Origin of the sequence: Pandoraea pneumonica, assembly GCF_049918595.1 — a bacterium.
Taxonomy (GTDB): domain Bacteria; phylum Pseudomonadota; class Gammaproteobacteria; order Burkholderiales; family Burkholderiaceae; genus Pandoraea; species Pandoraea pneumonica_A.
The window spans coordinates 397,775-424,362 of the sequence record NZ_JBNCRZ010000004.1; the positions used below are offsets into that span (position 1 = coordinate 397,775).

Here is a 26,588-nt window from a genome sequence, read left to right on the forward strand (position 1 = left end):
GATGACCGGTCAGGATTTGCCCAGCATGCTCCCGGGCTTGCTGCCACGCCTCTGGGCATTCGCTCTGCGCATTGCGGGCGATCGTCACGATGCCGAAGACCTCGTGCAGCGCGCTTGCGTGCATGCGCTGGAGCGCGTGCATCAGTGGCAGCCCGGCACTTCGGCGCTGAGCTGGATGTACAGCATTGTGCATACCACGTGGATCAACGAGATTCGTGCGCGGCGGGTTCGCTCGCGCGGCAGCCTCGCGTGGGAAGACGCCGACGTGGAGACCGTGCCCGATTTGCAAGCCTCGACGCCGGAGGAGCTGGCCAGTTATCACCAGGTGTTCGGTGCCGTCGACCAGTTGCCCGAGGCGCAGCGTCTCGTGGTGCTGTTGGTGGCCGTCGAAGGCCTGAGCTATCAGGAAGCCGCGCTCGTGCTCGACGTACCTATCGGCACGGTCATGAGCCGTCTGTCACGTGCTCGCCGCACCATCGGCGACCGGTTCCGTAACCCCGAGGGACAACCCCGCCGGATCGACACAGCCCCCGGCGCACGTGAGGAGGACGCGTGATGAACGAAGACGATATCCGCCTGCTCGCGTACGTCGACGACGAACTCGCCCCGGCCGAGCGTGCCGAGGTAGAAGCGGCCGTGGCCGCCTCACCCGCGCTGGCCGATGTGGTGGCGTCGCTGCGCGCATCACGTCTGCCGTATCGCGAGACCTTCGCCGCGCAAGCGCTACCCCCTGTTCCTGAAAGCCTGAGCGCCAATCTCGACGCGCTGCTGCGCACGCACGCACAACGTCAGCAGACGACAGCGACGTCGGCGACTGAGATTCCGCACGCGAATGCGCCCGTCGCAAACGATGCGCCGGTGGCATCGTCCAACGCGGCGAATGTTCCGGCACAGGGGCGACGTGTGCGCCCGTGGTGGCTTGCGGCGGCCTTTGCGGCAGGCGTTGCCGCGACGGCGGTCACCATGCCGTTGTTGCCGGGTGTTTTGCAGAAGGCGGGGCTCGGTGCGCCGGTGCTGACCAGCGCCACGACGCCGCCGCCGAAGTCGCCCCAAGGCGTGACGTGGGTGCGTGCGGCTGCCGAATACCAGCAGCTTTATGCGCGCGACACGGTGGCGTCGGTGAACGTGGACGCGAGCGATACCGCGCGCACCGTGGCCGATATTCAGCGCGACGACCAACTCGCTATCGAAGTGCCCGATCTGAAGGCGCAGGGTCTGACGTTCAAGCGCGTGCAGCGCCTGCGTTGGCAGGATCGTGCGTTGGTTCAGATGGTGTATCTGCCGGAGAAGGGCGACCCGATTGCGCTATGCGTCGTGAAGGATCCACGCCCCGATCAGGGCGTGGCCGAGCAGCATATCGACCGGATGGGCGTGGTCACTTGGCGTAAGGGGCAGCTCGGTTATGCGCTGATCGGCGCGCCGGGTTCTGTCGACCTGAAGGCTGTTGCGAACGCCCTCGCGCAGCTTTAAAGCGCGAGGATATCGGGCAGCAGGGGCCGGCTAAGCCGCTGGCTCCACCACTTCAATGCCTCGCCCATGCGCTCGGTGCGCCATGCCAGCCAGAAGGTCTCGGGCGGGCGTGGCTCCTCGACCTGCAATTCCACCAGCGCACCGCGCTTCAATTCCGCACACACGCAGGCACGCGGCAAAAAGCCATGCCCCAGCCCTGCCAGCTGCGCCGAAATTTTTGCTTGCATGCCGGGCACCGTGATCCGGCGCTGGCCTAGCAACAGTCCCACCGAGCGATCTGCCAACGAGCGTGCCCCGTCGCCCACGACGATGGCGGTGTTCTCCAGCAGATCGTCCCGCGTGAGCGGGCGTCCCAGCTTGGTGAACGGATGGGTGGCGCTCACGCAGAACGCGAAATCCAGCGTGCCGATCGACACGGCCTTATAACCGCCGCTTGCCGGTCCTTCCCCTGCCGCCACGACCAGATCGGCTCGCCCTTCCCGCAACAACTCCCATGTGCCCGTGAGCGTCTCCGTGCCAATGCGCAGGCGCGTGCCGCAGTTCAGGTCTTCGAAGGCGCAGATATCGGGATTGAAGGCGCTCGTCGGGATCAGCGAGTCATGCGCCAGTCGTATTTCCGCCTCGAAACCGGTCGAGATCTGCCGCATGCGAGATTCGAGCTGATTCGCGGCGGCGAGCAGCCAGCGGCCTTCCTTGAGCATCTCTTGTCCGGCGTCGGTGAGCGTGACCCGTGGGCCGTTGCGCACGAACAGGGCAAGGCCGAGCTGATCTTCGAGCTTGGAGACGGCGTAGGAGATGGTCGACGGCACCTTATGCAGCCGTTCGGCCGCGGCGGCGAAGGAGCCGTACCGGGCGATGGCATCGACGATTTCGATGGCTTCCAGAGACAGCTTGAGCACGGATGAATCTCCAAAATTTCGATCATCGAAATTTTCGATGATAAGTCGTCAAAACCTTCAACCTCGCGTGCCTTGATTCCGACGAAACTTCTTCCAACGCGGCGGGAAACACAGACGAAAGCTTACACGAGCCGCCGAGTTTGATTTAGTGAATTTTATCGAACAGTAAAACGCAATATCTCGTTCGTTTTTCTCTTTTCTTTCATTCAACGCAATCTAGGAGACTTACCATGGCCCTCAACAAACCCGTCGCCGCCGCCAAGCCCGGTTCGCTGCTGCTCACGCCGCAAGACCATACGCTGATCATGATCGACTTCCAGTCGCAGATGGCTTTCGCTACGCACTCGATCGACGCCGTCACGCTGCGCAACAACGCTGCGCTGGTCGCCAACGCCGCTGCCGGTTTCGGCGTGTCGACCATCCTCACCACGGTCGCCGAAAAGAGCTTCAGCGGCCCGATGTTCGAAGAAGTCACCGCCCCGTTCCCGGGCCAGAAGATGCTCGATCGCACGTCGATGAATACGTGGGAAGACGAGGCAGTGATCCGCCGTGTGAACGAGATCGGCAAGTCGCGCATCGTGCTCGCAGGCCTGTGGACCGGCGTGTGTATCGTGGGCCCGGCCCTCTCGGCCATCGATCAAGGCTTCGAGGTGTACGTGATCACCGACGCCAGCGGCGACGTCTCGACCGAAGCCCACGAACGCGCTGTCGAGCGCATGATCCAGGCAGGCGCCCGCCCGATGACCTCGTTGCAGTATCTGCTGGAATTGCAACGTGACTGGGCGCGCACCGACACGTACGACATGACCACGGGTATCGCGAAGAAGTGGGGCGGGTCGTACGGCATCGGCATCAACTATGCCAAGACGATGTTTGGCGCCCACGAAGGCTAATCCGGAGGAAGACGATGAAGCCCTACCTGCTGTCACTAGCGCTCGGCGTACTGGTTGGCGTGATCTACGCGATGTTTCACGTGCGCTCTCCGGCACCGCCGGTCGTCGCTCTGGTGGGGCTTCTCGGAATCTTGCTCGGTGAGCAGATTCCGCCCCTCGTCAAAGGCTGGATCAAGCCCGACACGGTGCAAACTTCGTGGCTGAAAGAGCAGGTCAAGCCACACGTGTTCGGCGAATTGCCGCGATGTGCCAAGACCGACGTCGCAGCCGTCACGCCCGCCAAAGAAGAACGCACGTAATAGAAGAACGCAAGTAACACGTGCATCCGGTGTCACGCTCGCCAGTACGGCGAGCGCCTTGTTCCCAGTACTGAGACGTCCTACTCCGCCAAGCCAAGGAAGCCTGACATGACCGCCACCAACGCCTCGACCGCTGCCCCCGACGTCATCCTGCACAACGGGCGCTTCACCACGCTAGACCGCACGAATCCCACGGCGAGCGCCGTGGCCATCAAAGACGGCCGTTTCGTTCGCGTTGGCCGCACCGAAGAAGTCCTGCCGCTCGCCGGGCACAACACCCGCGTTGTCGACTTGAAGGGCAAGCCGGTGCTGCCGGGGCTGATCGACAACCACCTGCACATCATTCGCGGCGGGCTGAACTTCAATCTGGAATTGCGCTGGGATGGCGTGCGCAGCTTGGCCGACGCGATGGGCATGCTCAAGCGTCAGGTAGCGATCACGCCCGCACCGCAATGGGTGCGTGTGGTCGGTGGCTTCACCGAGCATCAGTTTGCCGAGAAGCGTCTGCCGACCATCGCCGAACTCAACGCGGTGGCACCCGACACCCCCGTTTTCATCCTGCACTTGTACGACCGCGCGCTGCTCAACGGCGCTGCGTTGCGCGCCGTGGGCTACACGCGAGATACCCCGGCGCCCCCGGGCGGCGAAATTGTGCGCGACAGCGCAGGCAACCCGACGGGCTTGTTGCTCGCCAAACCCAATGCCTCGATTCTCTACGCCACGCTGGCCAAAGGCCCGAAGCTGCCGCTGGACTATCAGGTCAACTCCACGCGCCACTTCATGCGTGAGCTCAACCGTCTGGGCGTGACCGGTGCTATCGACGCAGGCGGCGGCTTCCAGAACTACCCCGAGGACTATCAGGTGATTCAGCAGTTGGCCGACGCCGGTCAACTCACGATTCGCCTCGCCTACAACCTGTTCACGCAAAAGCCGAAGCAGGAGAAGGAAGACTTTCTGAACTGGACGGCGACGTCCAAGTACAAGCAGGGCGACGACTACTTCCGCCACAACGGCGCGGGCGAAATGCTGGTGTTTTCTGCGGCCGACTTCGAGGACTTCCGCCAGCCGCGCCCGGACATGGCGCCGGAGATGGAAGGCGAGCTCGAAGAAGTGGTGCGCGTGCTCGCACAGAACCGCTGGCCGTGGCGTCTGCACGCGACCTACGACGAAACCATCGAACGTGCGCTCGATGTGTTCGAGAAGGTGAATCAAGACACGCCGCTCGAAGGCCTGAACTGGTTCTTCGATCACTGCGAAACGATCTCCGAGAAATCGATCGACCGTATTGCCGCACTCGGTGGCGGTATTGCCGTGCAGCATCGCATGGCCTATCAGGGCGAGTATTTCGTCGAACGCTACGGCGCAGGTGCTGCCGAGGCAACGCCGCCGGTCAAGCGCATGTTGGAGAAGGGCGTGAACGTGTCGGCCGGGACCGATGCGACACGGGTGGCGAGCTACAACCCGTGGGTATCGCTGTCGTGGCTGGTCACCGGCAAGACGGTAGGCGGCATGCAGCTTTATCCGCAGGCTAACTGTGTGGATCGTGAGACGGCGCTGCGCATGTGGACCGAGAAGGTCACGTGGTTCTCCAACGAAGTCGGCAAGAAGGGCCGCATCGAAGCCGGTCAACTGGCCGATCTGATCGTGCCGGATCGCGACTTCTTCGGTTGTGCCGAATCGGACATCGCCGACACGACGGCGCTGCTCACCATGGTCGGCGGCAAGGTGGTCTACGGTGCCGGGCCGTTCGCATCGCTCGACGAAGGCACGCCGCCGGTGGCCATGCCCGATTGGTCGCCTGCGCGCACCTTCGGTGGTTACGCTGGTTGGGCCGATAAGGAGACTTCGGCAAACGGCACGCCGATGCAGAAGGCACTGCACAACGCCGCTGCGGCTTGTGCCTGTGCGAACAACTGCAACGTGCACGGTCACCGGCATGCGACGGCTTGGAGCAGCAAGTTGCCCGTGTCCGACCTGAAGGGCTTCTGGGGCGCGTTGGGTTGCGCGTGCTGGGCGGTGTAACGATGAACACGTCAACCCTTGCGCGTTGGCAACCCGCACCCGCGCTGCGGTGGATCGCGCTGCTGCTGTTGTGCGCCGCCTATATTCAGGGCGGTCTCGACAAGGCGATCGACTTCAACGCCGCGATCGCCGAGATGCAGCACTTCGGCGTATCGCCAGCAGCCCCGATGGCGGCCATTGTGATCGTGCTCGAACTGGGGGCGTCGGTGCTTATCCTCACCGGCTTCTACCGGTGGCTCGGGGCCCTGGCGCTGGCAGCGTTCACGCTCTTCGCGACGTTCGTGGCACTGCGCTTCTGGGAGATGCCGCAGCCCGCACGCTTCATGGCGGAGAACGCGTTCTTCGAGCATCTCGGTTTGGTAGGTGGCTTTTTGCTGGTGGCTTGGCACGACTGGAAAACGCGTGCGGATGCCTGAAACACAACAGTAAGTGATTCGTTCTCTCGACTTTGTTTCCCCTATCTCTTTGGAAGACATCATGACGACTTTGACACTGCGTGACGGCACCGAGCTTTACTACAAGGACTGGGGTTCGGGCCAGCCGATTCTCTTTAGCCACGGCTGGCCGCTGAGCGCCGACATGTGGGATGCCCAGATGCTGTTCTTCGCCGAGCGCGGCTTCCGCACGATTGCGTTCGATCGCCGCGGTTTCGGCCGTTCGAGCCAGCCGTGGACCGGCTACGACTACGACACGTTCGCTGACGACATCAGCGAATTGATCGAAGCCCTCGATCTGAAGAACGTGATCCTCGCGGGCTTCTCGATGGGTGGCGGCGACGTCACGCGTTACATCGCACGCAAAGGCAGCTCGCGTATCGCCAAGCTCGCACTCATCAGCGCGGTGACGCCGCTCTTCGTGAAGACGGCTGACCATCCGATGGGGCCTGATGCATCGGTTTTTGCAGGCATCCGTGCAGGTTTGGCCGCCGACCGGCCGCAGTTCATCGATGACTTCAGCACGGTCTTCTACGGTACCAATCGGCCGGGCGCGAAGGTGTCGCAAGGCGTCCTCAAGCAGACGTTGCAGATCGCGCTGCAAGCATCGATCAAAGCCACCATCGATTGCGTGACGGCGTTCTCCGAAACCGATTTCCGTCCTGACATGGCGAAGATCGACGTGCCCACGCTCGTGATTCACGGCGACGACGATCAGGTGGTGCCCTTCGAAGCCACGGGCAAACTCGCGGCGGAGATGATCAAGGGCGCGCAGTTGAAGGTCTATGCAGGCGCACCGCACGCGACCGCGACCACGCATGCCGATCAACTCAACGCCGATCTGCTGGCATTCATCAAGGGCTAAGGGGCAAATGCCCCGGGGGCGCGTCGCACCGCGCCCCTCATCGAGAATCTTTCATGACCACTTCGACCACGCCGATTCAGGTGCAAGACAACCCGGCAAAGCATCGCTTCGAATACACGGTGGAAGGTGAGCACGCCGTTGCGATCTATTCGCTCGAAGGCAACGTCATCACCTTCATTCATACGTTGGTACCTGACGCGTTGCGCGGGCAGGGCATCGCAACGAAGTTGGTGCTGGCGGGACTGGCCTCGGCGCGTGAGCGCGGCCTGCGTGTCATTCCGCAGTGCCCCGTGTTTGCGGCCTACATGCGCGCCCATCCCGAGACGCACGATTTGCTGGCCGACGAAGGTCGCGCCTTGCTCGGTCTGTAACGACACGGAGCCGTCATGACATCGCCCACCGCAGCCGATCAGATTGACGCCCCACGCCCCCGAGTCCGCCTGCTTGGGCTCGCCATTTCCGCACGCGCTTTCGAGATTCGCGACTTCTTGAGCCGAAGCGTTGTCACCTACGATTGGGTCGAGTTGGATGAAGCGGGCGCGCGTCGCATTCCCGGCATCAGAGGGCTGGACGATCCGGGGCTGCCGGTCTGTGAATTTCCCGACGGCACGCGGTTGTTCAATCCGACGGTTGCGGATGTTGCGCGGCGGCTCGGGTGGGTGGAGAAGCCTCGCCGGAAAGCGTACGACGTGTCGATCTACGGTGCGGGGCCAGCCGGACTGAGTGCGGCGGTGTATGCCGCGTCCGAGGGGCTGAACACTGTACTCGTCGAGCGCGATGCCGTCGGCGGGCAGGCAGGCAACTCATCGTTGATCGAGAACTATCTGGGGTTTCCGCAGGGCATCAGCGGCGGTGAACTGGCTGAACGCGCGCGTCAACAGGCGGTGCGGTTCGGCGCAGAAATTCTCCGGCTACGCGAAGGGGTGTATGCCGTTTTCGCCGAGCGTGGCATCCATGTCGATTTGGCCGACGGCACGCAGCTTAGCGCGAGCACTAACATCTGCGCGACCGGCATCGAGTGGCGTCGTCTTGGTCTTCCGGACGAAGCGCGATTGCAGGGGCTGGGGCTTTTCTATGGCGCAGGTGCCAGCGAAGCGCCCATGTGTACCGGCGAGACCGTGTATGTCGTTGGCGGTGGCAATTCGGCCGGGCAGGCGGCGATGCATCTGTCGGCCTATGCGCGCGAAGTCGTCATTCTGGTGAGAGGCGCGCGCCTGGCCGACACGCTGTCCGATTACCTGATTCAGAAGATTCAAAGCACCGCCAACATCCGTGTCGTCACGGGCTGTGAAGTGAGTGCGTTGCATGGCGATCGTTTTCTGGAGTCGATCACGGTGCGCGAGCGCGCGAGCGGTGCCGAGCAAATGCTGGCGACGCATCATCTGTTCGTTTGCATCGGCGGTTTGCCCAACACCGATTGGGCGCGCGATACGGCCATTACACGCGATGCTTCCGGGTATCTCGTCACTGGGCCGGATCTCACCCCGGCAATGTTAGCGGCAGCGGGCTGGCCGCTCTCACGTGCCCCGTTTCCGCTGGAAACGAGTGTGCCCGGTTCGTTCGCCGTGGGCGACGTGCGGCATGGCTCAATGAAACGCGTCGCGTCCGCAGTGGGCGAAGGCGCAATGGCAGTCGCGTTTATCCATCAGCATCTCGCAACCCTCTGAGGAGAGATCGCCATGTCCAAACGTTGCACGCATACCGACAGCATTCAACACGTCACGCCCAGCGCGCTCGGTTGTGAAGAGTGCTTGAAATCCGGCAGCCGCTGGGTGCACTTGCGACTGTGCCGAACATGCGGCCACGTGGGGTGCTGCGACGATTCGCCGAACCGCCACGCCAATGCGCATTTCCACGAAACCGGTCATCCGATCATCGAGGGCTACGACCCGCCGGAGGGCTGGGGCTGGTGCTACATCGATCGCGTCATGCTCGACCTGGGCGACGACACGACGCCGCAAAACGGGCCGATTCCGCGCTACGTCTAAATAACAATTCGAAGAGGATCTCATGCATCAAGCCGAAACCACCGCACCCGCCGCACCCGCCGATTCCATGGATCCGCGCGACCCGTCGCTGCGTAGCGCCTCGCTGGGCGATCTGTCGGCACGCAGTTTGCCGCGCCCCGAGAGCGTGACGGCTGTCATCGAGCATCACATCCGCCCGGAAGCCGTCGCCGGGTATGAGGAATGGCTCAAGCGGATTGTGCCGATTGCGGAGCGCTTCCCCGGGCACCGTGGTGTGCACGTCCTTCGTCCCGTGGCAGGCTCGACGGTGTACACCGTGACGCTGCGTTTCGACTCACTGGCGCACGCGGAGGATTGGTTTGAGTCGGATGCACGGCAGACGTTGTTGAGCGAAGTGATGCCGTTTCTGGCGAGCGACGAACGGCGTCAGACGGTGACCGGGCTTGAGTTTTGGTTTCACCCGGCACCGGGACAGAAGCCCGCCAAGCGCTACAAGCAGTTTCTGCTGACGCTGTCGGTGATCTTTCCGCTCACGGTGGTGGTGCCGCTTCCCGTGCATTGGCTGGCGCAACAACTGCCGTGGCTTGGCAACACCATCCTCACGAAACTCGTGGTTGCGGCCATCGTCGTGGGGCTGATGACCTACGTCATCATGCCGCGCGTGACGCGACTCGCATCGCGCTGGTTGTATGAGTGACGCGAGGGGCGCATCGGGAGACGTTTTGAATCACGACGTTTCGCGATGACGCCCCTCGCGGGTCAAACCTCATGCGGGCGTCACGCCTGCTTCAACGCCCCATCCACGAGACGCCACAAGCCGAGCGAATTGTCCTGACGCAGCGCTTCGGGCAGCAGTGCGTCGGGCAGGTCTTGATAGCAGACCGGGCGCAGGAAGCGATCGATGGCGGTGGCGCCCACGGACGTGAACATCGCGTTCGATGTGGCCGGGAACGGGCCACCGTGCACCATCGCGTGACACACCTCGACACCGGTCGGGAACCCGTTCGCGAGAATGCGGCCAGCGCGGCGCTCCAGACTCGGCAGCAGACGGCGCGCGGTTGCCACATCACCCGCATCGAGTTGCAACGTCGCCGTGAGCTGGCCTTCCAGACGCTCGGTAATCGCGATCATCTCGTCGATGTTCTCGCAGGCAATGACGACGGACGCCGGGCCGAACACTTCGTCGTGCAGCGCCGGTGTGGCAAGAAACGCCGCAGCCGTCGTGCGGAAGAGGGCGGCTTGCCCCTGACAACCGCTGCCTGCCTGACCGCGTGCGACCAACGCCACGTTGCTTTCATCCGCCAGACGCGCGACGCCCTTGTCGTAAGCCTGATGAATGCCCGGTGTGAGCATCGTGCCCGCTGCCTTCGCCGTGAGGGCTTCGCCCGCAGTTTGGCAGAAGCGTTCCAACGCCTCACCCGCGATGCCGAGCACCAGCCCCGGGTTCGTACAGAACTGGCCGACGCCCATCGTGAGCGAATCGGCAAAGCCCTTGGCGATGGCATCACCGCGTGCGCTGAGCGCTTCCGGCAGGATATACACCGGGTTGATGCTGCTCATTTCCGCATACACGGGAATCGGCACCGGGCGCGCTTGCGCGATGCGTTGCAGTGCGAGACCGCCGGTGCGCGAACCGGTGAAGCCCACCGCAGCGATGGCCGGATGCGCGACCAACGCTTCACCGACAGCGCGCTCACCCACGAGCAACGAGAAGACGCCCTCCGGCAAGCCGAGCTTTTGCACCGCTGAACGTACCGCGCGTGCGACCAGTTCAGAGGTGCCCAGATGCGCCGAGTGTGCCTTCACGACGACCGGACATCCCGCGGCAAACGCCGACGCGGTGTCGCCACCAGCCACCGAGAACGCCAGCGGGAAGTTGCTTGCACCGAACACCGCCACAGGGCCGAGGCCGATCTTCGTCAGACGAAGATCGCTGCGCGGCAGCGGCTGACGCGCAGGTTGCGCGGGATCGATGGTGGCGTCGAGAAAGTGCCCGTCGCGCACCACTTGCGCAAACATCCGCAACTGGCCGACCGTGCGGCCACGCTCGCCTTGCAAACGCGCGACAGGCAGGCCGCTTTCCGCATGCGCGCGCTCGATGAGTGCATCGCCCAGATCGAGAATCGCCTGCGCGACGGCGTCGAGAAACTCGGCGCGCTTAGCGAGCGGTAGCGCGCGGAACGGATCGAACGCCGCGCGCGCCAGTTCGCAGGCACGGTCGACGTCTTGCGGGGTGCCCGCGCCGAACGCGGGCGCAAGACGCTCGCCACGGGCCGGATCGAACGCGTCGAGCGTGCCCGCGCTGCCGCGCACATCGGCGCGACCAATCAACATCTCACCGGTGATCTGCATGCGGGGCTCCTTAGCCTTCGACCTTCTTGATCAGCGCGTCGAGCGCTTCGAGTTCCTGCGGCAGCAAGTCGGTGAGCGGTGCGCGCACCGGACCGGCATCGTGCCCGACGAGTTTCGCGCCAGCCTTCACAATGCTCACGGCGTAACCGGCGCGGCGATTGCGAATTTCGAGATACGGCAGGAAGAACGTGTCGAGCAGACGGCCCATCGTGGCTTGGTCGTCCTCGCACACGGCGCGGTAGAACTGCATCGCCGTCTTCGGAATAAAGTTGAACACTGCCGACGAATACACCGGCACACCCAGTGCGCGGTACGCTGCGGCATAGACCTCGGCCGTGGGCAAACCGCCCAGATACGAGAAGCGCTCGCCCAGACGGCGGCGAATCTGCACCATGCGTTCGATGTCGCCCACGCCGTCCTTGAAGCCGATCAGGTTCGGGCACTTGTCGGCGAGACGTTCGAGCTCGTCGGCGCTCAGCTTCGAGTTGGCACGGTTGTAGACGATCACGCCGATGTTCACGGCTTTGCAAACTTGTTCAACGTGCGCGGCAATGCCGTCGAGGCTGGCTTCGGTCAGGTAGTGGGGCATGAGCAGCACGCCCTTGGCGCCAAGGCGCTCGGCTTCCTGTGCGTACTGAATGGCCATGCGCGTCGGGCCACCGGCACCGGCCAGAATCGGCACCTTGCCTGCGCAGGTGTCGACCGCAGTCTTGATGACGGCGCTGTAGTCCTGCGGCGTGAGCGAGAAGAATTCGCCAGTGCCGCCTGCGGCGAACAAGGCCGTCGCACCGAACGGCGCCAACCATTCCAGACGCGCCGCATAAGCGCGCGCGTTGAAGTCGCCATTCGCGTCGAAATCGGTCACGGGGAAAGACAACAAGCCGTCGGAGACGATCTGTTTGAGTTCTTGGGGTGCGGTCATTTCGGCAGTTCCTGTCGGCCCGCAGGGCCGGAATCAATAAAAAAGGGATCGCTCAACTAGCGTCCGGCGCTTAGTTATATGTCATCGTATAACATGTCATTCGGACGGGCAAGAGGGAGGCCGTCCGATTGGCAGTTGGGATAAACCCGGAAAGGGCTTATCGCTATACGGGAGTGACCGCGAAAGCGTACGCGCAGAAAGCGTCTAGATGTATGATGACGCATAAGTGATGGCGGGTTGAGCCAACATCAACGACGCCGGATGGGATCAAGTCAGCAGGAGGAGAGGGACGCAAGATGTCTTCAACACAGGACACGCACCGTGCAGGCGATGCACATCAGGAGGCCACGACCGGTGTGTCGGATATTTCCAACAAGTCGGCGGCCTTGCCACGCTACATCCGTATGCAGCCCGCAGATAACGTTGCCATCGTGGTGAACGACGGGGGCCTGCCGGCGGGCAGCCGTTTTGCCGACGGCCTCGTACTGGTCGATGCAGTGCCGCAGGGGCATAAGGTCGCCCTGATCGATCTCGCGCAAGATGCGCCGGTGATTCGCTATGGCGTCGTTATTGGCTACGCAGCGCGCGCATTGCCTGCGGGCAGTTGGGTCAACGAGCGCAACCTGCATATGCCGGAAGCACCGTCGCTCGACCGGCTACCCATCGCCACGCGCGTGCCCGCCGAGCTGCCGCCGCTCGAGGGCTTCACGTTTCAGGGTTATCGGAATGCCGATGGCTCAGTCGGCACGCGCAACATTCTGGCGATCACCACGACCGTGCAATGCGTGGCAGGGGTGGTCGAGTTCGCGGTGAAGCGCATCAAAGCCACGTTGTTGCCGAAGTATCCAAATGTCGACGATGTGGTCGGTCTCGAGCACACCTATGGTTGCGGTGTCGCCATCGACGCGCCTGACGCGATCGTGCCCATCCGCACGCTGCGCAACATCGCAACGAATCCGAACTTCGGCGGTGAAGTGATGGTAGTGAGCCTGGGCTGCGAAAAGCTCCAGCCGGAGCGGTTGCTGCCTGCGGGCAGTATTCCGATCGGCAGCGCAGATGCCGACGGCAAGCCTGATACCGTCTGTCTGCAAGACGAGGCGCACGTCGGTTTCTTGTCGATGATCGATTCCATCCTCGCCACGGCGGAGGTGCACTTGCAGCGCCTGAATGCCCGCCAGCGCGAGACGGTGCCCGCGTCGGAACTCGTGGTCGGCGTGCAGTGCGGCGGCAGCGATGCATTTTCGGGCGTGACCGCGAATCCCGCCGTCGGCTTCGCCACGGACTTGCTGGTGCGCGCGGGGGCGACGGTGATGTTCTCGGAAGTGACGGAAGTGCGCGACGGCATCGATCAACTGACCTCACGCGCAGCCACCCCCGAAGTGGCGCAAGCCATGATCAAGGAGATGGCGTGGTACGACGCCTATCTGGAGCGCGGACGCGTGGATCGCAGCGCGAACACGACGCCCGGCAACAAGAAGGGCGGTTTGTCGAACATCGTGGAAAAGGCGATGGGCTCGATCGTGAAATCCGGCAGCGGACCGATTCACGGTGTGGTGTCGCCGGGCGATAAGCTCGACCGCTCACGCCAGCGCGGACTCATCTATGCGGCGACCCCGGCTAGCGACTTCATCTGCGGCACGCTGCAACTGGCTGCTGGCATCAACCTGCATGTATTCACCACTGGGCGCGGCACGCCGTACGGGCTGGCCGAAGTGCCGGTGATCAAAGTCGCCACGCGCAGTGATCTCGCCCGCCGTTGGCACGATCTGATGGATGTCGACGCGGGGCGGATCGCCACCGGTGAGGCCACCATCGAAGACGTGGGCTGGCAACTCTTTCACCTGATGCTCGCGGTGGCAAGCGGCGATAAGACGTGGGCCGAGCGTTGGGAGCTGCACAACGCACTGGTCCTGTTCAACCCCGCACCGGTGACCTGATACGCGGGGCACGCTCGTCTCAGAGCTCCGCTTGCGTTTGCGCCAGCCCGAACTCCAGCATGGCTGGCACGAAGCAGTGATTGAGCGTGTCGCGTCGCGAGAGCTTGGTCAGCACATAGCGGCGAAACGACGTGAGCGTGCCCCAGTCGCCCACATCGGGCGGCAGCAGGTCGGCCAGTTCGCATTGCTTGAGCAAGCCAGGCGGCAGGGCATTGACGTCCTGCCACGCGGTGGGCGCGGCGTCGATGCTGCGCTCGACCGGCTGGCCCAGATGCTGTTCGGCAATCTCATCCAGACGCGCCGCAAAATCCTCATCGCCCGGCACGCACGACGCCAGGGTCTCGCGTGCCTCATACGGCAGGCGCTGCCAATCGGCGAGCGACAAATGTTGTCCGTTGCGATCCAGATTGAAGCGAATCGCCATCGTGATGAACTTCAGGTCTTCGCAAGCCTCGATCTCGAAGACAAAGATCGGCAGACGCTGATAGAGATGCATGAGCGTTACTCCTCGTGTGGCGACATATCGTAGCCAGACGATTGTACCCGCGCGATAGCGGGCGACGCGACGGGGCGCAGGATTGTGAGGTGGCTCCGCGTTTTCCCCGCAGGTTCTTGGGTAGTTTCCGAAAGTGCTCGTCAGACGGCCGATATTCGCGACGCCTGCGCGTGACGCGTTCGGTGACCTGACGGCCGCAACGGGCGGTGCGATGGGCGCGCGGCGCACGGTTGGCAGCCGTAAGGGGCGGTGGTGTCAGCGGAAATGCCGGGTGGTCAGCGTCGCCGTGATGCGGTCCTTGCTGTGAATTTTCCTAGAGCATTGCCCCAATCACGAAACTCTCCGGTTTTCCTAAGGTTAGCGTTTGCTCGCAGGATTCGACAGGAGCCGACATGCCGACCAATGCCTCGCCGCTACCCTTTCCCTTCGTGCCCGTGATGCCCGCCTCACCTTCGGCATCGCAGGCCTTCCCCTCTGCAGCATCTCCCAAATCCCGCAATGCTCATCGCAGTGTCTCGGTCGGTCATCGCCAAACGCCGGTGACATCTCCCGACGGTGGCTTCGCCGACTTGCGCATCGACGTGGTTCGTGTCGTAGCAGGCGCCGATGTGCTGTTGCTCGGCGCGATTGTCCGATGAGCGCGGTGCCGGTCATGCCCAATTCGGCACCGATTCCGACCGACGTCTCTCGCCCGCCTGCCGACGTCAATGTCGATGCCGAGAAGCCGGGCGGGGCGGTGTGGATCATTGTCTCGCCGCACGCGGAATGGTCTTGTGCAGGGGACGTGGTCACGGTGGCGTCGCACGAGGTGTCGTGTACGTTGCACGGCGTCACCCCCGAGGTGCCGATCTGGCTGGAGCGCGTACGACACGGCGTGCTGTTGGCATCGGCGCCGATGCCTGGCGGCTGGCTCGCGACGCTCGTCGACGAGGGGCTTGTCAGTGTGTTGCCTGCCACGCGGCCCGATGTCGTACCGGCGTTTGGGGACATCTGCGACGGGTGGATGCGCGGCATCTTCGCATCGCCGTTTTGGGCACGCTTTCTCGCGGGTGAGTCGAGCGACATTCAGGTGCTCGCGTTTCTCGCACAGCTTTATCACCGGGCGGCGGGTGCCGACGTGCACAACCGAATCGCCGTCGAGCGTTGTACCGACCCCGTCCTGCGGCCTATCTTGTTGCGTCAATACCGCGAGCAGCGCGGGCAGGCGACGATGCTGGCTGCCGGATTGCTGCGCTGCGGCGCGGCGGCGCGTACGTTCCTCGATAGCGGTGCGTTCGACGCGACACACGCGCTTATCGACTTCATCATCGAAGCGGCGGGGGACATGCCGAGTTACGTCGGCTGTTCAGCGTTGTGTCAGGCGCCTGCCGCGGCGCGTGCGGTGAGCGAAATCGAAGCGCAATTCGATGCGCTGTCGCAACGTTACCCGTCGGCCGCCGAGGGCTTTGCGGCGGTCTGCGCGCATGCGCGTCACGACGCCAGTGTCTGCGGTGGCACGCCGTTGTTGTCGCTGTGGGTGCAGGAGGCCGGGCCACCGGATGCCGCAGCACGCCTGCGAATGCTGCGCGGCGCATCGGGCGTCGCGGCGGCTTACCGCGCGATGTTCGACGGGTTGTACCGGCTCGACGAAGACATCTGAGCTGGGGAAACATGATCGGGGGAATCGCAGGAGCGGGTGCAATAAGACGACGACAAGATGCACCCGGATGGGGCGTGGCGCTCGTATAATGGCGTCCCAACGGCGGGGGCGGTTGCGACTTCGCGCCGTCCGCCCCCTGACCATGACAACCCAACTCGCCTACCTCGCCGCGCTCGGTGCCGCCCTTTGCTGGGCTTGCAGCGGCATGATCGCCATCACGCCTGTTCGCCAGGCCGGTTCTTTCCCGTTCAACTACGCCCGCATGTTGCTCGTCTTCGCGATGCTGCTCTTCGCGCTGGCGGTGTTGCGCGGCTGGCCATCGCTCACTCTCGAGCAATGGCTACGGCTGTGCGCCTCGGGGCTCATCGGCATTTTGGTGGGCGACACCATTCTCTACACATCGCTTGGCAGGCTCGGGCCGCGCCGCAACTCCATCATCTTCGCGACCAATGCGCCGATGACGGCCATGCTCGGGTACTTCTGGCTGGGCGAGGCGCTCGGTTGGCGTGCCATCGTCGGCGTCGCACTGGTGACGGCTGGGGTGGCGTTGGCCATTGCGTTCGGTGGCCGTCGTGACGACGCCCATCACTGGGAGTCGGTGCGTGGCGATGTTCGCGTGGGCGTGGCGATCGGCCTGACGGCGGCGCTGTGCCACTCGATCGGCACGCTGATTGCCAAGCCGGTGATGGCGGCCGGTGTCGATCCGGTCGGGGCTTCGGCGGTGCGTGTGGGGGTGTCGGCCCTCGGACTCACGATCCTTGCTGCACGGCGCGGGCGGAGCATCTTCGCTGCGTTCACGCCGGGGACGCTGGCACTGACGGCGCTATCCGGCTTTGTGGGCGTGGCCGTCGGTATGACGCTGCTGCTCTATGGCATGGGGCATGGCAATACCGGGGTAATCGCCACGCTCTCGGCCACCACGCCGGTGATGGTGCTGCCGCTGCTGTGGATTCGTACGCGTCAGCGTCCGGCAGCCGGGGCGTGGATGGGGGCGTTGATTGCGAGCGCCGGTGTGGCGCTGATTTTCAATCGTTGAGGGGGGCGTTGGTCGATGCGCGAAGGCGTCGACACGTCCGCACGACAATGCACCAGCGCACCACCGCGATGCCGCATCAACGCGTGAGCGGCGACTGCAAGCTATCGGTGTTCTTCGGTGCCTGATCGTGTGACATGCCCGAGCTAGCGGCTGGGGGCGTGTCGCTCGTTGCCGGACGCGGTGCAGACGGCGTGAGCAGACGACGCAACCATGCCGCGAGTCGCTCGAACACGGTCGGGTCGTCGTTGAAAATCTCCGGGCGCAGCACACGAAGGTATTCCAAAATCTGATCGGCTTCCTGTTGCCCGACCGACCCGTAGATCACGGCGAGATCGAGCAGCGCGCGCAACTCTCCCAGCTTTTCTCTTGCCTGCAACGTACGCGCCGTCTCGACGCCGCGCTTGGCGTCGAACACACGCTCGCGCAACACCGACGCCGCGCGCCACGCGGGCGTCTGCAACGTTGCTTCAAGCGTGCGCAGGTCTTGCGCCGACGTGACAATCTGCCCGGCCAGCGACTCCACAATCCGTTCTTCGCCCTTGGCCTCGCGTACGATGCCTTCGGCCCATCGGCTGGCTTGGCGCGACATGTCTTCGCGCGTCCATTCCGGGCGCGACACGAAGTAGAAACCGTGCTGGCGTGCCTGATTCAGGATGATCGAGACGACGTCGGGAAACTGTTTGTCGAACGTGCGCTTGGCCCACGCGTAGTGCCCGCCCGCGAGCAATTGCGCGACGGCGGCTTCGGTGAGCGGCACGGTGCTGTCGAGCAGGCGCGCGCGTAGGAAGTCGTCGAAAAGCGGGGGCGTGAAATGACGATCGACGGCGGCGGAAATGCGCACGAACGCGTCGAAGTCTTTTTGCAGGTCCGCTAGTGCGGTGTCGGACAGGGTGAGTGAGATACGGCTCATCGTGACAGGCTCCCGGCCACTGCGACGGCGCGATGCCAGTCGTCACGCGAGCCCGTCATGGCCCGGCGAGCGTCTGCCTGAGTGCAACGGGACGGAGGCGGCGTCGCCGGAGCCCGTGCCACGTGCATCCCCATTGCGCGTGAAGTCATTGCAGCGATACGTCTAAACGGTGCGCGACGGTCATGGCCGTGCGCTATGAAGATGACCATCGATTCTCGTCGCAGTCTCGCGCCGAGCGTGGCCCCATATGGCGGCGATTCTAGCGTATTCGTTGCCAGCAAGTCACCGCGATTCATTAAAACGCTAACGAATTCACACTTTGCAGAGCAAGCGGCGTGGATCCCCTCGGCATAACGGCAAAAACGCAGCAGAACTTTAGGGCTGCTGCGGTTTTGCGTTGAAGTGTGGAGTACGTTGCGCGAATGACAGGTCAGACCACCACCGTCATTCGCGCGAAGCGTAGCGAGCCGTCAGCCGTTCGCCGCGGGCCCAAGCAGGTACACCGCGAAGCGCGAGCGTGCGTCGTGCCAGACGCGTTCCACGTCCCATCCGGCAGAGGCGGCGAGTGCGCGGAATTCCGCGGGGCCGTATTTGTAAGAGTTCTCGGTGTGAATCGATTCGCCCGCGGCAAACGTGAAGCGCTGACCGAGCACATCCGCGTGGCACGGACGCTGCGCGACCAGATGCATCTCGATGCGGCTCGCCCCCGCGTTGAACCGCGCTTCATGCCGGAAGGCGTCGAGCGGCAGGTTGCCGTCGAGTTCGCGGTTGATACGCGCCAGCACGTTCAGATCGAACTGCGCCGTCACGCCGCGCGCATCGTCGTAGGCGGGGATCAGCACGGCGGGGTCTTTGCACGCATCCACGCCGACCACCATGCGCCGGCGAGGTCCGAGCATCTTGCCGACATGCGCGAGAAAGGCGGCCGCCTGCCCCGGCGCGAAGTTGCCGATGGTCGAGCCGGGAAAGAAGCCCAGACGCGGGCCTTGCGTGTTCTGCAACTGCGGCGGCAGCCGGAAAGGCCGCGTGAAGTCGGCGCGCACCGGCAGCATTGGAATACCCGGGCAGCGGCGCGCGAGCGCGGCTACGGCGTCGTCGAGAAAGTCGTCGGCGATATCCACCGGTACATAGGCGCGCGGTGTGACGAGCGCGTCGAGTAGCAACGGCGTCTTGCGACTGGAGCCGCTGCCGAATTCAACGACCACGGCGTCCGGGCCGATCACATCGGCAATCGCCGCAGCGCATTCGCCGAGCAAGGCGGTTTCGGTACGTGTCTGGTAGTACTCGTCGAGACCGGTAATTTCCTCGAAGAGCTCGCAGCCGCGTCGGTCATAGAGCCAGACGCTCGGCAGCGACTTGGGGGTGTGGCCGAGACCGGCGAGTACGTCGGTGGCAAACGCGTTCTCGGGCAGTGACGGGCAAACGAATGCCGTGGCTTGGGTGGCATGCGACATCAGCGGTCCTCCGCGAGCCTCAGGCCGCAGAATTGCCAGCGCTGATGCGGGTAGAAGAAGTTGCGGTAAGTCGTGCGCGAATGTCCCGCCGGGGTTGCCAGCGAGCCGCCACGCAGCACGAATTGTCCGCACATGAACTTGCCGTTGTATTCGCCGACGGCCCCCGCTGCCGTCCGGAATCCGGGATATGCGACGTACGGGCTCGCGGTCCATTGCCAGACCGGGCCATAAAGTTGATCAAGCGGATGAAGCGGCCGTGACGGGGAGTGTTGTTGCGCGGCGTGCGTTTGTGCCGCGACCTCCCACTCATGTTCTGTCGGTAAGCGCTTGCCCGCCCAGCGCGCAAACGCGTCGGCTTCAAAATAACTCACGTGGCGCACAGGCGCGTTGTCGTCGACAGGTTGCATGCCTGCAAGCGTCATCGCGTGCCATTCGCCGTTGCGCAATTCCCAGTAAAGCGGATGCCCCCAACCGTCGCGTTGCACGGTCGCCCAGCCGTCGGAGAGCCAGAGCCCCGCCATGCGATAGCCGCCGTCTTCGATGAAGTCGCGCCACTCGCCGTTGGTCACCACGCGCGACGCGATGGCAAAAGGGCGCAACAACACATCGTGCGCGGGCGTTTCGCAGTCGAACGAGAACTGCTCGCCTTCATGGCCGATGCGATGGCGTCCACCGTCGTGCTCGATCCATTGCAAGGGGATAGTCGGATGCGGTGCCCGATCGGCCTCGCGAACGATTTCTCGGTGCGCTGGCCGCAGCGGATTCTGCGCGAACAGGTGCAGCAAGTCGGTGTGCATCAGCTCTTGATGCTGCTCCTCGTGGTGCAGGCCGAGCGTTATCAGATCGAAGACCTCACGAGGCAGATCGGCATGCAGCAGAAACTCGTGCATTGCTGCGTCGACGTGCGCGCGATAACGCAAAATCTCGTCGAGCGCGGGCCGCGTGAGCAAGCCGCGTTGCGGGCGTGGATGACGCGGCCCGGCGGCTTCGTAATACGAGTTGAAGAGAAATGCGAAGTGCGGATCGTACGGACGATACCGTTTGCCAGCGAGTGCGCCGTACTCACCGAGCAAAAACGTCTCGAAGAACCACGTGGTGTGTGCGAGATGCCACTTGATGGGGCTTGCGTCGGGCATCGACTGCACGGTGGCATCGGCGTCCGACAATCCGGTGGCGAACGCGACCGATGCGGCGCGCACGGCATCGAACCGTTCGGCGAGCGTGGCGTTGGCTGACGGCCCGTCACGCGCAGTGCGCAGGACGGTGGCTTCAGGGGAGGTGCCGGAGGGCGCCTCGGCTTGCGACGTACAACAAGGGACGGTCATGGGGACACACCGTGTTGTGAAACGTGCGCTCTATTGTAGACCTGTTGCAAGCGCTCCGTATGACACTGCGGGAAGGCTGCTTCACCCCCTACAGCGACGCACTACATCAACCATCCGGTCAGTCCGAGCAGGCTGCCGCCCGCGATGAGCCAGAGCGGATTCCAGCGCGTACGCAGGGTAATGAAAATCGCGATGAGCGTGATGAGCGCGCGTGCGAGATTGATGTCGATTTCGCGAGCCAAAATGGCGCTGCTGGCGGCCAGCAGGCCGACGGTGATCGGTGCGAGTCCGGCGCGCACGGCCCGCACCCATGGTGAGCGTTCGTGCCGGTCGACCCATCCGCCAACGAGATAGGCGAGCAGCGAACTCGGCGCACATTTCGCGAGCGTCGCCGTGAGCGCACCCGGCAGGCCTGCCGCTTGCAGGCCGATCAGTGTGACGGCCATGCCGTTGGGGCCGGGGGCGGCCTGTGCCAGTGAGAAAAAAGTGACGAATTGCGCGTCGGTGATCCAGTGGCGGGTCTCGACCGCGTAGCGATGGATATCGGCAAGGGTGACGTTGGTGCCGCCCACCGCGAGCAGCGACCAGAGCGAGCCGTGCAGAAAGAGATCGATGAGCGTGTGCATATCAGACGGCATCGGGCGGCGGTTGTCGGTCGCGTTGTCGTCGCAGGTGATACGCCATGAGGATGGCGCAGGGGCCGAGAACGCCGAGCACGATCAGCAAGGGTAAGCCGAAGACGAAGCTGCCGATGAATGTGGCTGCGGCGAACGTCAGCGTGCTCCAGTGCCGCTCCAGTCCGGCGAGCAGGCGCAGGGCGGTGGCGATGACCAGTCCGGTGGCGGCGGGCATCAGTCCTGATAACAGATGCTGCACGACTTGCGTTTGTCCCCACTGCGCATAAGCGAAGCCGATGAGGATGATGACGATGGTCGGGCAGAAGTAGAGTCCGGCGACCGCAGCGGCGGCGCCACGCGGACCTTGGAAGCGGCGGCCGAGCACGGTGGCGATGTTGGCGACGTTAGGGCCGGGCAGCAGTTGCGCGAGCGGCAGCAGTTCAGCGAATTCGCGGTCCGTCAGCCATTGTTTCTGGTCGACGACCATGCGGCGTGCCCACGGCAGTACGCCACCGAAGCCGGTGGCTCCGACGGTGCCGAAAGCGAGGGCGAGTTGCCAACAGGAGGGACGCGGCGGGGTGCTATCGGAATCGACGGCCATGACGACGAAAGGGATAGGAAGGTTGGGAGCGCACACAATCCGGGTGCGCCGCTCGACTTGCGGGAGGTCACCCGTGAGAGGCTAGCGCGCTTACTTCGGTATTAGGTCGGACCGTTCCCGGTTGGGCCATGAATTTCGTGTTCTAGCCGCACGACTTCCTGGGCGACGAGGGCGATGGCGTTACGAATTTCCATGAGCGCGGTGTAGAGCGCCTGCGCGTTCTGGGGGGAGTGCAGGGCGACGTCGCGGGCGGCGGTTTCGATGGCGTCGAGCGACATCGCGATGCGGTCGAGATTCTCCAGCATGGGATCGATCTCCGGTGGAGCGCGCACCGCGCGCATGCCGCCATGATACTCAACTGACGTAACGCGGTGGGGATGTTAGAATGCGCGACCCTGCCGGGGTGATGAAATTGGTAAACATAGCGGACTTAAAATCCGCCGCCTTCGGGCTTGCCGGTTCAAGTCCGGTCCCCGGTACCACACACCGTTTTTTGTGCGCACGCGCCCGAAGAACCGGTCACGCCTTCTTTTCGCATCAGTCTTTCGCGTTTCTTGCCGAAAGACTGATCGATGCCGTTGTCTTCATCAGCCGTTCCCCTTCTCAAGGTCATCAGTGACATCACTAACGGTTGGACCCTCCAAACGAAAGGCTTTCTTCCTGCTGCTGGCGTCGATCGCCTTCGTCATCGCGGGGGGCTTTATGGTCACGGAGGGCGGTTCGCGTCGCATGTCGGAAGAGATGACGAAGCTCGTCGGCTGGGCCAGCATCGTCTTTTTCGGTGCAGGCATTCCCATCGCCTTGCGGCGACTCTTCGACGGACAGCCTCGATTGCAGATCGATAGCAACGGTATTCTGGACGGCACCCTCGGCGTCGGGCTGATCCCTTGGTCCGACATCACGGGTGCTCACATCAAATCGATGTTCGGCAATGCCTTCGTCTGCCTTGAGGTTAAAGCGCCGGAAAAGTGGCTAGAGAAAATGTCGTCGCACAAGCGCAAGTTCGCCGCCGCGAACGTGAAGCTGGGCTACACGGCCCTCGTGCTGAACGTCAGCGACCTCAGTGAAGATCCCAAGCAGATCGAAGCACTCATTCTCAAGAATCTGGCGACGTGGCAAGACACGCGCAGTCAGTTCGTCGGTTGGACCGGCTGAAGCGCCTCGTCGACTTAGCGGCCCCCGTTCTCAGTCGTTCGCCTCAACGGCGTCATGAAAATTGGAAGGTTAACTTGCAAGTTTGCTTTCCAAGTTCTATGCTCCGCCCATGACTGTTCCCAACGAATCTGAAAGCGCCATCGCCGACTTGTTGCCGGTGATGGGCCAATTGCTGCGCCGGCTGCGGGCCGTCTCCAACACGCGCGAGCTGACGTGGTCGCAAGTGGCCATCATGGCCCGCCTTGAAGAAGGCGGGCCGACGACGACGGCCGATCTTGCCCGCGCGGAAGCGGTCAAGCCGCAATCGATGGGGGTCACGCTGGCGGTCATGGAGGCGGAGGGGCTTATCGAGCGGTATGCCCATCCCGACGATGGCCGGCAAATGCTCGTTGCGCTCACCGAGGACGGCCGTGAGACGCGGCGCAAAGTGCGCCTCGCCAAACACGACTGGCTGATGAGCGCCGTCGCCAACTTCACGCCCGCCGAGCGCAAGACGCTCGTCTCGGCGGTAGAACTGATTCGCCGACTCGGCAACTCCTGAGGCTCCCCCATGCCACTCTCCCAACTCGATTCCCACCCCGGCCTGCCCGCGCTTGTCGTCATCGACATGCAGAAGGGCATCGTTAGTCTGCCGACCGCGCACCCGGTCGCCGATATCGTGGCGAACAACGCTGCATTGCTACGTGCGTTTCGTGCGAAAGGTCTGCCAGTGGTGCTGGTCAATGTCGCTGGTCGCCCGGCGGGCCGTACCGACGCACCTGTGCACGGCACGCCGCCTGCCGATTGGGCCGAACTGATTCCCGAGCTTGACGTGCAGCCTGACGATCACAAAGTCACGAAGCTGCAATGGGGGGCGTTCTACGGTACGTCGCTCGACCAATTCCTGCGTCGGCGCGGCGTGACGCAGGTGGTGCTGGCGGGCATTTCCACCAGCATCGGCGTGGAATCGACCGCGCGTAATGCGCACGAGTACGGCTACAACGTGGCCCTCGTGGTCGATGCGATGACGGACTTGAACGCCGCCTCGCATCAGCACAGTGTCGAGAAAATCTTCCCGCGTCTGGGGGAGACAACGACCACGGCTGAGGTGCTTGCCGCCGTGACGCAGCGCGCCGACGGCTAAGCGCGGAGACGATCTACTTAAGCGTATTCAAATACGCCAGCAAGTCGGCAATCTTGCGGGGATTACTGATACCCCAGAAGCGCATCTTGGTCCCGGGCACTGCCTTGCCCGGGTTCTCGATGAAGGCGGCGAGCGACTTGTCGTCCCAGACGATGCCCGATTGCTTCATCGCGCTCGAATACTCGAAATCCTTCAAGCTCCCGGCCCGGCGACCCGAGATCGCGTTGAGTTGCGGCCCGAACCCCGAGCCCGCCATCGGCCCCACGGTGTGACACGATGAGCAGCGCGCCGTGAAGAGCGTTTTCCCTTCGGCAATATTCCCCTGCGCAAAGACCGGCGACGCGAATGCGAGCGCCATGAGCATCGCGCCGAGCGGCGCGATTTGCCGAGCGTTCAAGGGCGCGGCGGAGGCTACGATCTGGCGTGATGGCTCGTGGGCGAGCGGAGAAGATAAGGACGAACGGTTCATCGGCGGAAATGCTGCGCGAAGCGTTTTGTGAGCAAGGCGCTACGTTACCGTGTTCTAAATTCTCGGGCCAGTGTTTCTCCCGCGCGGCGGCACGTTGCGACATCGTGTCGCGGTGGCTCGACGGTGCGTGACGGTGCGCGATGACGTGCGCTGTTCGCGTATCGCATCGGCAACTCGCGCCATACCGCCAGCCGTTCGTCGCATCCTCGTCGAGTCATCTCACACAATCTCCGATGCTCCGGTCATCGCCGCACAGGAGCGGCCATTCTTCGGAGCGCTGTCATGTCCTTTCTGTCTCATGTCCCACTGTGGGTGGGGTTTCTGTTCGTCGGTTTGGTGGCGCTGGGCTTGTCGGCGACGCGTACGCAGCAAAAACCGCTCTGGGCCGCACTGGCGATGCCCGTGGCGATGACGGTGTTTTCCGCGTACGGCGTCGCGAACTCGTTTGGCGCCAGCACGCCGTCGCTGATCGCATGGACGAGTGCCGTGGTGATCGTCGTCGTGATGCGTGCGGCGCTCGGTATCTGGGGCGACGTGCGCTGGGTTCCGGCCACTCGCAAGGTCGTCGTCGCGGGCAGTTGGATGCCGCTCGTGTGGATGATTGCGATCTTCGCGTTGAAGTTTGCCGTCGCCGTGCAGTTGGCAATGCATCCTGCGCTGCGCGAACAAGGTGGCTTCGTCGCGTGGATCAGCTTGGCCTACGGTGGTTTTACCGGTGTGTTTCTTGGTAGAGGGCTGGCGGTACGTCGAGCAATTCGGCTGGCTGGGAATAAGGCGGTGCCGCTGGCGTCGTGAGGCGGGAACGGGTGAATGGGTGAATGGGTGAATGGGTGAGTGGTGAGTGGGGGGCGGGCGATTCGACACGCTGTTGTGCCATCGCCCACACCCGTGTGCTTCAGGCGATTACGAAGCCTTCGTCACGCTGTCCGGCAGATCGCGACCGTGATACTTCTTGTAGATCGCGTTGAGCTTGCCGTTCTTGAGGTTGGTCTTCACCCACTCGTTGATCCATTCCTTCAGGCGCGGCTGATTCTTGTTGAGCGCGATGCCCAGATCGAAGTCCTTCTGCGTGAACTTCAATTCAAGATTCTTCTCCGGCGCGCGCTTGGCCATTTCGCCAAGGTTCGACGGCGTGCTCGAGAAAATGTCCACCTGACCCGTGACCATCGACGTGATGAGCGTCGCGTCGTCTTCATAACGCACGATCTGGGCGCCCTTGGCGTTCTGCGTCGTGAGCGTGTCATTGACGGTCGCACGCGTGAGACCGACGCGCTTGCCGTTCAGATCGTCATAGCTCTTGATGTTCATGCTCTTGGGCGCGCCGACGATGATCGAGATCACGGCATACGGCACCGAGAAGTCGATGACCTGGGCGCGCTCAGGCGTGATCGACAGGTCGGCCACCACCACGTCGGCACGGTTAGCTTGCAGCGTCGGCACGCGCGCCGCATTCGTCACCGACACGATGTCGAGCTTCACGCCGAGGTCTTGCGCGAGCAGCTTCGCCGTATCGACATCCGAGCCCGCCGGTTGCAAGTTGGCATCGGCAAACGAGAACAGCGGCGTGCCCATGGCAATCGCGACGCGAATCTTGCCCGCCTTCTTGATGTCGTCGAGCTGATCGGCGAGCGCAGCGTGCGCCATCGCGCCGAGCACAACGGCCGCGCAGGCCTGGGTGAAGAGCGTCTTGAGTTTCATGCGGT

The 26,588-nt window shown here is 63.6% G+C and carries 31 protein-coding genes and 1 tRNA gene; 20 read left to right on the forward strand and 12 right to left on the reverse strand.

All coding sequences use genetic code 11. The features are described from left to right. Position 1: 1 nt before the first annotated feature. Both ACPWR9_RS18405 and ACPWR9_RS18410 read left to right on the forward strand, forming a co-directional pair. A complete protein-coding gene (locus ACPWR9_RS18405) occupies positions 2-556 on the forward strand; it encodes an RNA polymerase sigma factor (protein WP_426331066.1) in 555 nt (184 codons plus the stop codon). Next, complete coding sequence (locus ACPWR9_RS18410) at positions 556-1,470, forward strand: anti-sigma factor (protein ID WP_426331065.1); 915 nt, start codon at positions 556-558, stop codon at positions 1,468-1,470. The genes ACPWR9_RS18405 and ACPWR9_RS18410 overlap by 1 nt, the downstream gene beginning before the upstream one ends. Here ACPWR9_RS18410 and ACPWR9_RS18415 read toward each other — a convergent pair. Further along, positions 1,467-2,369: a LysR family transcriptional regulator gene (locus ACPWR9_RS18415; RefSeq protein ID WP_426331064.1), complete on the reverse strand. Its 903-nt coding sequence runs from the start codon at positions 2,367-2,369 to the stop codon at positions 1,467-1,469. The two genes, ACPWR9_RS18410 and ACPWR9_RS18415, sit on opposite strands and share 4 nt — an antisense overlap. Positions 2,370-2,599: 230 nt before the next feature. On the opposite strand from ACPWR9_RS18415, the gene ACPWR9_RS18420 reads away from it, so the two are divergent. The 9 genes from ACPWR9_RS18420 to ACPWR9_RS18460 all read left to right on the forward strand — a co-directional run bounded on the left by ACPWR9_RS18420 (position 2,600) and on the right by ACPWR9_RS18460 (position 9,546). Continuing rightward, positions 2,600-3,262 carry a hydrolase gene (locus ACPWR9_RS18420; protein WP_150680718.1) on the forward strand — a complete coding sequence of 221 codons (663 nt, stop codon included), beginning with the start codon at positions 2,600-2,602 and terminating at the stop codon, positions 3,260-3,262. Between the two features lie 14 nt (positions 3,263-3,276). Continuing rightward, a complete protein-coding gene (locus ACPWR9_RS18425; protein WP_426331063.1) occupies positions 3,277-3,561 on the forward strand; it encodes a DUF1427 family protein in 285 nt (94 codons plus the stop codon). A gap of 108 nt (positions 3,562-3,669) precedes the next feature. Next, a complete protein-coding gene (locus tag ACPWR9_RS18430) occupies positions 3,670-5,583 on the forward strand; it encodes an amidohydrolase (RefSeq protein WP_426331062.1) in 1,914 nt (637 codons plus the stop codon). A 2-nt stretch (positions 5,584-5,585) separates the two neighbouring features. Next, positions 5,586-5,999, forward strand: coding sequence for a DoxX family protein (locus tag ACPWR9_RS18435; protein WP_426331061.1), 414 nt, complete (start codon positions 5,586-5,588; stop codon positions 5,997-5,999). A 61-nt stretch (positions 6,000-6,060) separates the two neighbouring features. Next, positions 6,061-6,882 (forward strand): alpha/beta fold hydrolase, encoded by an 822-nt coding sequence (locus ACPWR9_RS18440; protein WP_426331060.1) that lies wholly within the window; start codon positions 6,061-6,063, stop codon positions 6,880-6,882. Between the two features lie 53 nt (positions 6,883-6,935). After that, positions 6,936-7,253, forward strand: coding sequence for a GNAT family N-acetyltransferase (locus ACPWR9_RS18445; protein ID WP_426331059.1), 318 nt, complete (start codon positions 6,936-6,938; stop codon positions 7,251-7,253). Between the two features lie 15 nt (positions 7,254-7,268). Continuing rightward, entirely contained in the window at positions 7,269-8,549 is a 1,281-nt protein-coding gene (locus ACPWR9_RS18450) for an NAD(P)/FAD-dependent oxidoreductase (RefSeq protein WP_426331058.1), read from the forward strand. Between the two features lie 12 nt (positions 8,550-8,561). After that, positions 8,562-8,870 carry a UBP-type zinc finger domain-containing protein gene (locus tag ACPWR9_RS18455; protein WP_426331056.1) on the forward strand — a complete coding sequence of 103 codons (309 nt, stop codon included), beginning with the start codon at positions 8,562-8,564 and terminating at the stop codon, positions 8,868-8,870. 22 nt (positions 8,871-8,892) lie between these two features. Further along, positions 8,893-9,546, forward strand: a complete 654-nt coding sequence (locus tag ACPWR9_RS18460; protein WP_426331055.1) for an antibiotic biosynthesis monooxygenase — start codon at positions 8,893-8,895, stop codon at positions 9,544-9,546. A gap of 80 nt (positions 9,547-9,626) precedes the next feature. Here the strand turns inward: ACPWR9_RS18460 and ACPWR9_RS18465 are convergent, their stop codons facing one another. Together ACPWR9_RS18465 and kdgD are read right to left on the reverse strand one after the other, a co-directional pair. Further along, on the reverse strand, positions 9,627-11,201 hold the full coding sequence (locus ACPWR9_RS18465) for an aldehyde dehydrogenase (NADP(+)) (RefSeq protein WP_426331054.1): 1,575 nt from the start codon (positions 11,199-11,201) through the stop codon (positions 9,627-9,629). A 10-nt stretch (positions 11,202-11,211) separates the two neighbouring features. Further along, positions 11,212-12,123, reverse strand: a complete 912-nt coding sequence (gene kdgD / locus ACPWR9_RS18470; protein WP_150680708.1) for a 5-dehydro-4-deoxyglucarate dehydratase — start codon at positions 12,121-12,123, stop codon at positions 11,212-11,214. A 404-nt stretch (positions 12,124-12,527) separates the two neighbouring features. On the opposite strand from kdgD, the gene garD reads away from it, so the two are divergent. Then, complete coding sequence (gene garD / locus ACPWR9_RS18475; protein WP_426331117.1) at positions 12,528-14,060, forward strand: galactarate dehydratase; 1,533 nt, start codon at positions 12,528-12,530, stop codon at positions 14,058-14,060. Positions 14,061-14,079: 19 nt separating this feature from the next. Here garD and ACPWR9_RS18480 read toward each other — a convergent pair whose 3' ends face one another. Beyond that, the gene (locus ACPWR9_RS18480) at positions 14,080-14,556 is read right to left on the reverse strand and encodes a nitrate reductase associated protein (protein ID WP_426331053.1); all 477 of its coding nucleotides are present in this window, start codon (positions 14,554-14,556) and stop codon (positions 14,080-14,082) included. Positions 14,557-14,948: 392 nt separating this feature from the next. Here ACPWR9_RS18480 and ACPWR9_RS18485 point away from each other — a divergent pair, with 392 nt between their 5' ends. The 3 genes from ACPWR9_RS18485 to ACPWR9_RS18495 all read left to right on the forward strand — a co-directional run bounded on the left by ACPWR9_RS18485 (position 14,949) and on the right by ACPWR9_RS18495 (position 17,231). Next, entirely contained in the window at positions 14,949-15,194 is a 246-nt protein-coding gene (locus ACPWR9_RS18485) for a hypothetical protein (RefSeq protein ID WP_426331052.1), read from the forward strand. Between the two features lie 14 nt (positions 15,195-15,208). Then, on the forward strand, positions 15,209-16,195 hold the full coding sequence (locus tag ACPWR9_RS18490; RefSeq protein ID WP_426331051.1) for a hypothetical protein: 987 nt from the start codon (positions 15,209-15,211) through the stop codon (positions 16,193-16,195). 142 nt (positions 16,196-16,337) lie between these two features. Next, on the forward strand, positions 16,338-17,231 hold the full coding sequence (locus ACPWR9_RS18495) for a DMT family transporter (RefSeq protein ID WP_426331050.1): 894 nt from the start codon (positions 16,338-16,340) through the stop codon (positions 17,229-17,231). 76 nt (positions 17,232-17,307) lie between these two features. On the opposite strand, the gene ACPWR9_RS18500 is transcribed toward ACPWR9_RS18495, so the two are convergent. From ACPWR9_RS18500 to ACPWR9_RS18525, 6 genes are all read right to left on the reverse strand, one after another. Then, positions 17,308-18,141, reverse strand: a complete 834-nt coding sequence (locus ACPWR9_RS18500; protein WP_426331049.1) for a DUF4088 family protein — start codon at positions 18,139-18,141, stop codon at positions 17,308-17,310. Positions 18,142-18,611: 470 nt separating this feature from the next. Beyond that, complete coding sequence (gene egtD / locus ACPWR9_RS18505; RefSeq protein ID WP_426331047.1) at positions 18,612-19,595, reverse strand: L-histidine N(alpha)-methyltransferase; 984 nt, start codon at positions 19,593-19,595, stop codon at positions 18,612-18,614. Then, positions 19,595-20,920 carry an ergothioneine biosynthesis protein EgtB gene (gene egtB / locus ACPWR9_RS18510; protein ID WP_426331045.1) on the reverse strand — a complete coding sequence of 442 codons (1,326 nt, stop codon included), beginning with the start codon at positions 20,918-20,920 and terminating at the stop codon, positions 19,595-19,597. Before egtB ends, egtD begins: the two co-directional genes overlap by 1 nt. Positions 20,921-21,021: 101 nt before the next feature. Next, the gene (locus ACPWR9_RS18515) at positions 21,022-21,558 is read right to left on the reverse strand and encodes a chromate transporter (RefSeq protein WP_426331044.1); all 537 of its coding nucleotides are present in this window, start codon (positions 21,556-21,558) and stop codon (positions 21,022-21,024) included. After that, positions 21,548-22,138, reverse strand: coding sequence for a chromate transporter (locus tag ACPWR9_RS18520; protein ID WP_426331042.1), 591 nt, complete (start codon positions 22,136-22,138; stop codon positions 21,548-21,550). The genes ACPWR9_RS18515 and ACPWR9_RS18520 overlap by 11 nt, the downstream gene beginning before the upstream one ends. Positions 22,139-22,239: 101 nt before the next feature. After that, entirely contained in the window at positions 22,240-22,443 is a 204-nt protein-coding gene (locus ACPWR9_RS18525; RefSeq protein WP_150680699.1) for a hypothetical protein, read from the reverse strand. A gap of 92 nt (positions 22,444-22,535) precedes the next feature. Between ACPWR9_RS18525 and ACPWR9_RS18530 the strand changes: the two genes are divergently transcribed. The 4 genes from ACPWR9_RS18530 (at position 22,536) to ACPWR9_RS18545 (ending at position 24,416) form a co-directional block, all read left to right on the forward strand. Next, positions 22,536-22,620: transfer RNA gene (locus ACPWR9_RS18530), tRNA-Leu, on the forward strand. 133 nt (positions 22,621-22,753) lie between these two features. Continuing rightward, entirely contained in the window at positions 22,754-23,293 is a 540-nt protein-coding gene (locus tag ACPWR9_RS18535) for an STM3941 family protein (protein ID WP_426332396.1), read from the forward strand. A 109-nt stretch (positions 23,294-23,402) separates the two neighbouring features. Then, positions 23,403-23,834, forward strand: a complete 432-nt coding sequence (locus tag ACPWR9_RS18540; RefSeq protein WP_426331038.1) for a MarR family winged helix-turn-helix transcriptional regulator — start codon at positions 23,403-23,405, stop codon at positions 23,832-23,834. A gap of 9 nt (positions 23,835-23,843) precedes the next feature. Continuing rightward, a complete protein-coding gene (locus ACPWR9_RS18545; RefSeq protein WP_426331036.1) occupies positions 23,844-24,416 on the forward strand; it encodes an isochorismatase family protein in 573 nt (190 codons plus the stop codon). A gap of 13 nt (positions 24,417-24,429) precedes the next feature. On the opposite strand, the gene ACPWR9_RS18550 is transcribed toward ACPWR9_RS18545, so the two are convergent. Next, positions 24,430-24,813, reverse strand: coding sequence for a c-type cytochrome (locus ACPWR9_RS18550; RefSeq protein WP_426331034.1), 384 nt, complete (start codon positions 24,811-24,813; stop codon positions 24,430-24,432). A gap of 354 nt (positions 24,814-25,167) precedes the next feature. Here ACPWR9_RS18550 and ACPWR9_RS18555 point away from each other — a divergent pair, with 354 nt between their 5' ends. After that, positions 25,168-25,680, forward strand: coding sequence for a DUF6622 family protein (locus ACPWR9_RS18555; RefSeq protein WP_426331033.1), 513 nt, complete (start codon positions 25,168-25,170; stop codon positions 25,678-25,680). Between the two features lie 108 nt (positions 25,681-25,788). Here ACPWR9_RS18555 and ACPWR9_RS18560 read toward each other — a convergent pair whose 3' ends face one another. Continuing rightward, positions 25,789-26,583, reverse strand: coding sequence for a transporter substrate-binding domain-containing protein (locus tag ACPWR9_RS18560; protein ID WP_426331032.1), 795 nt, complete (start codon positions 26,581-26,583; stop codon positions 25,789-25,791). Between the last annotated feature and the right edge of the window lie 5 nt (positions 26,584-26,588).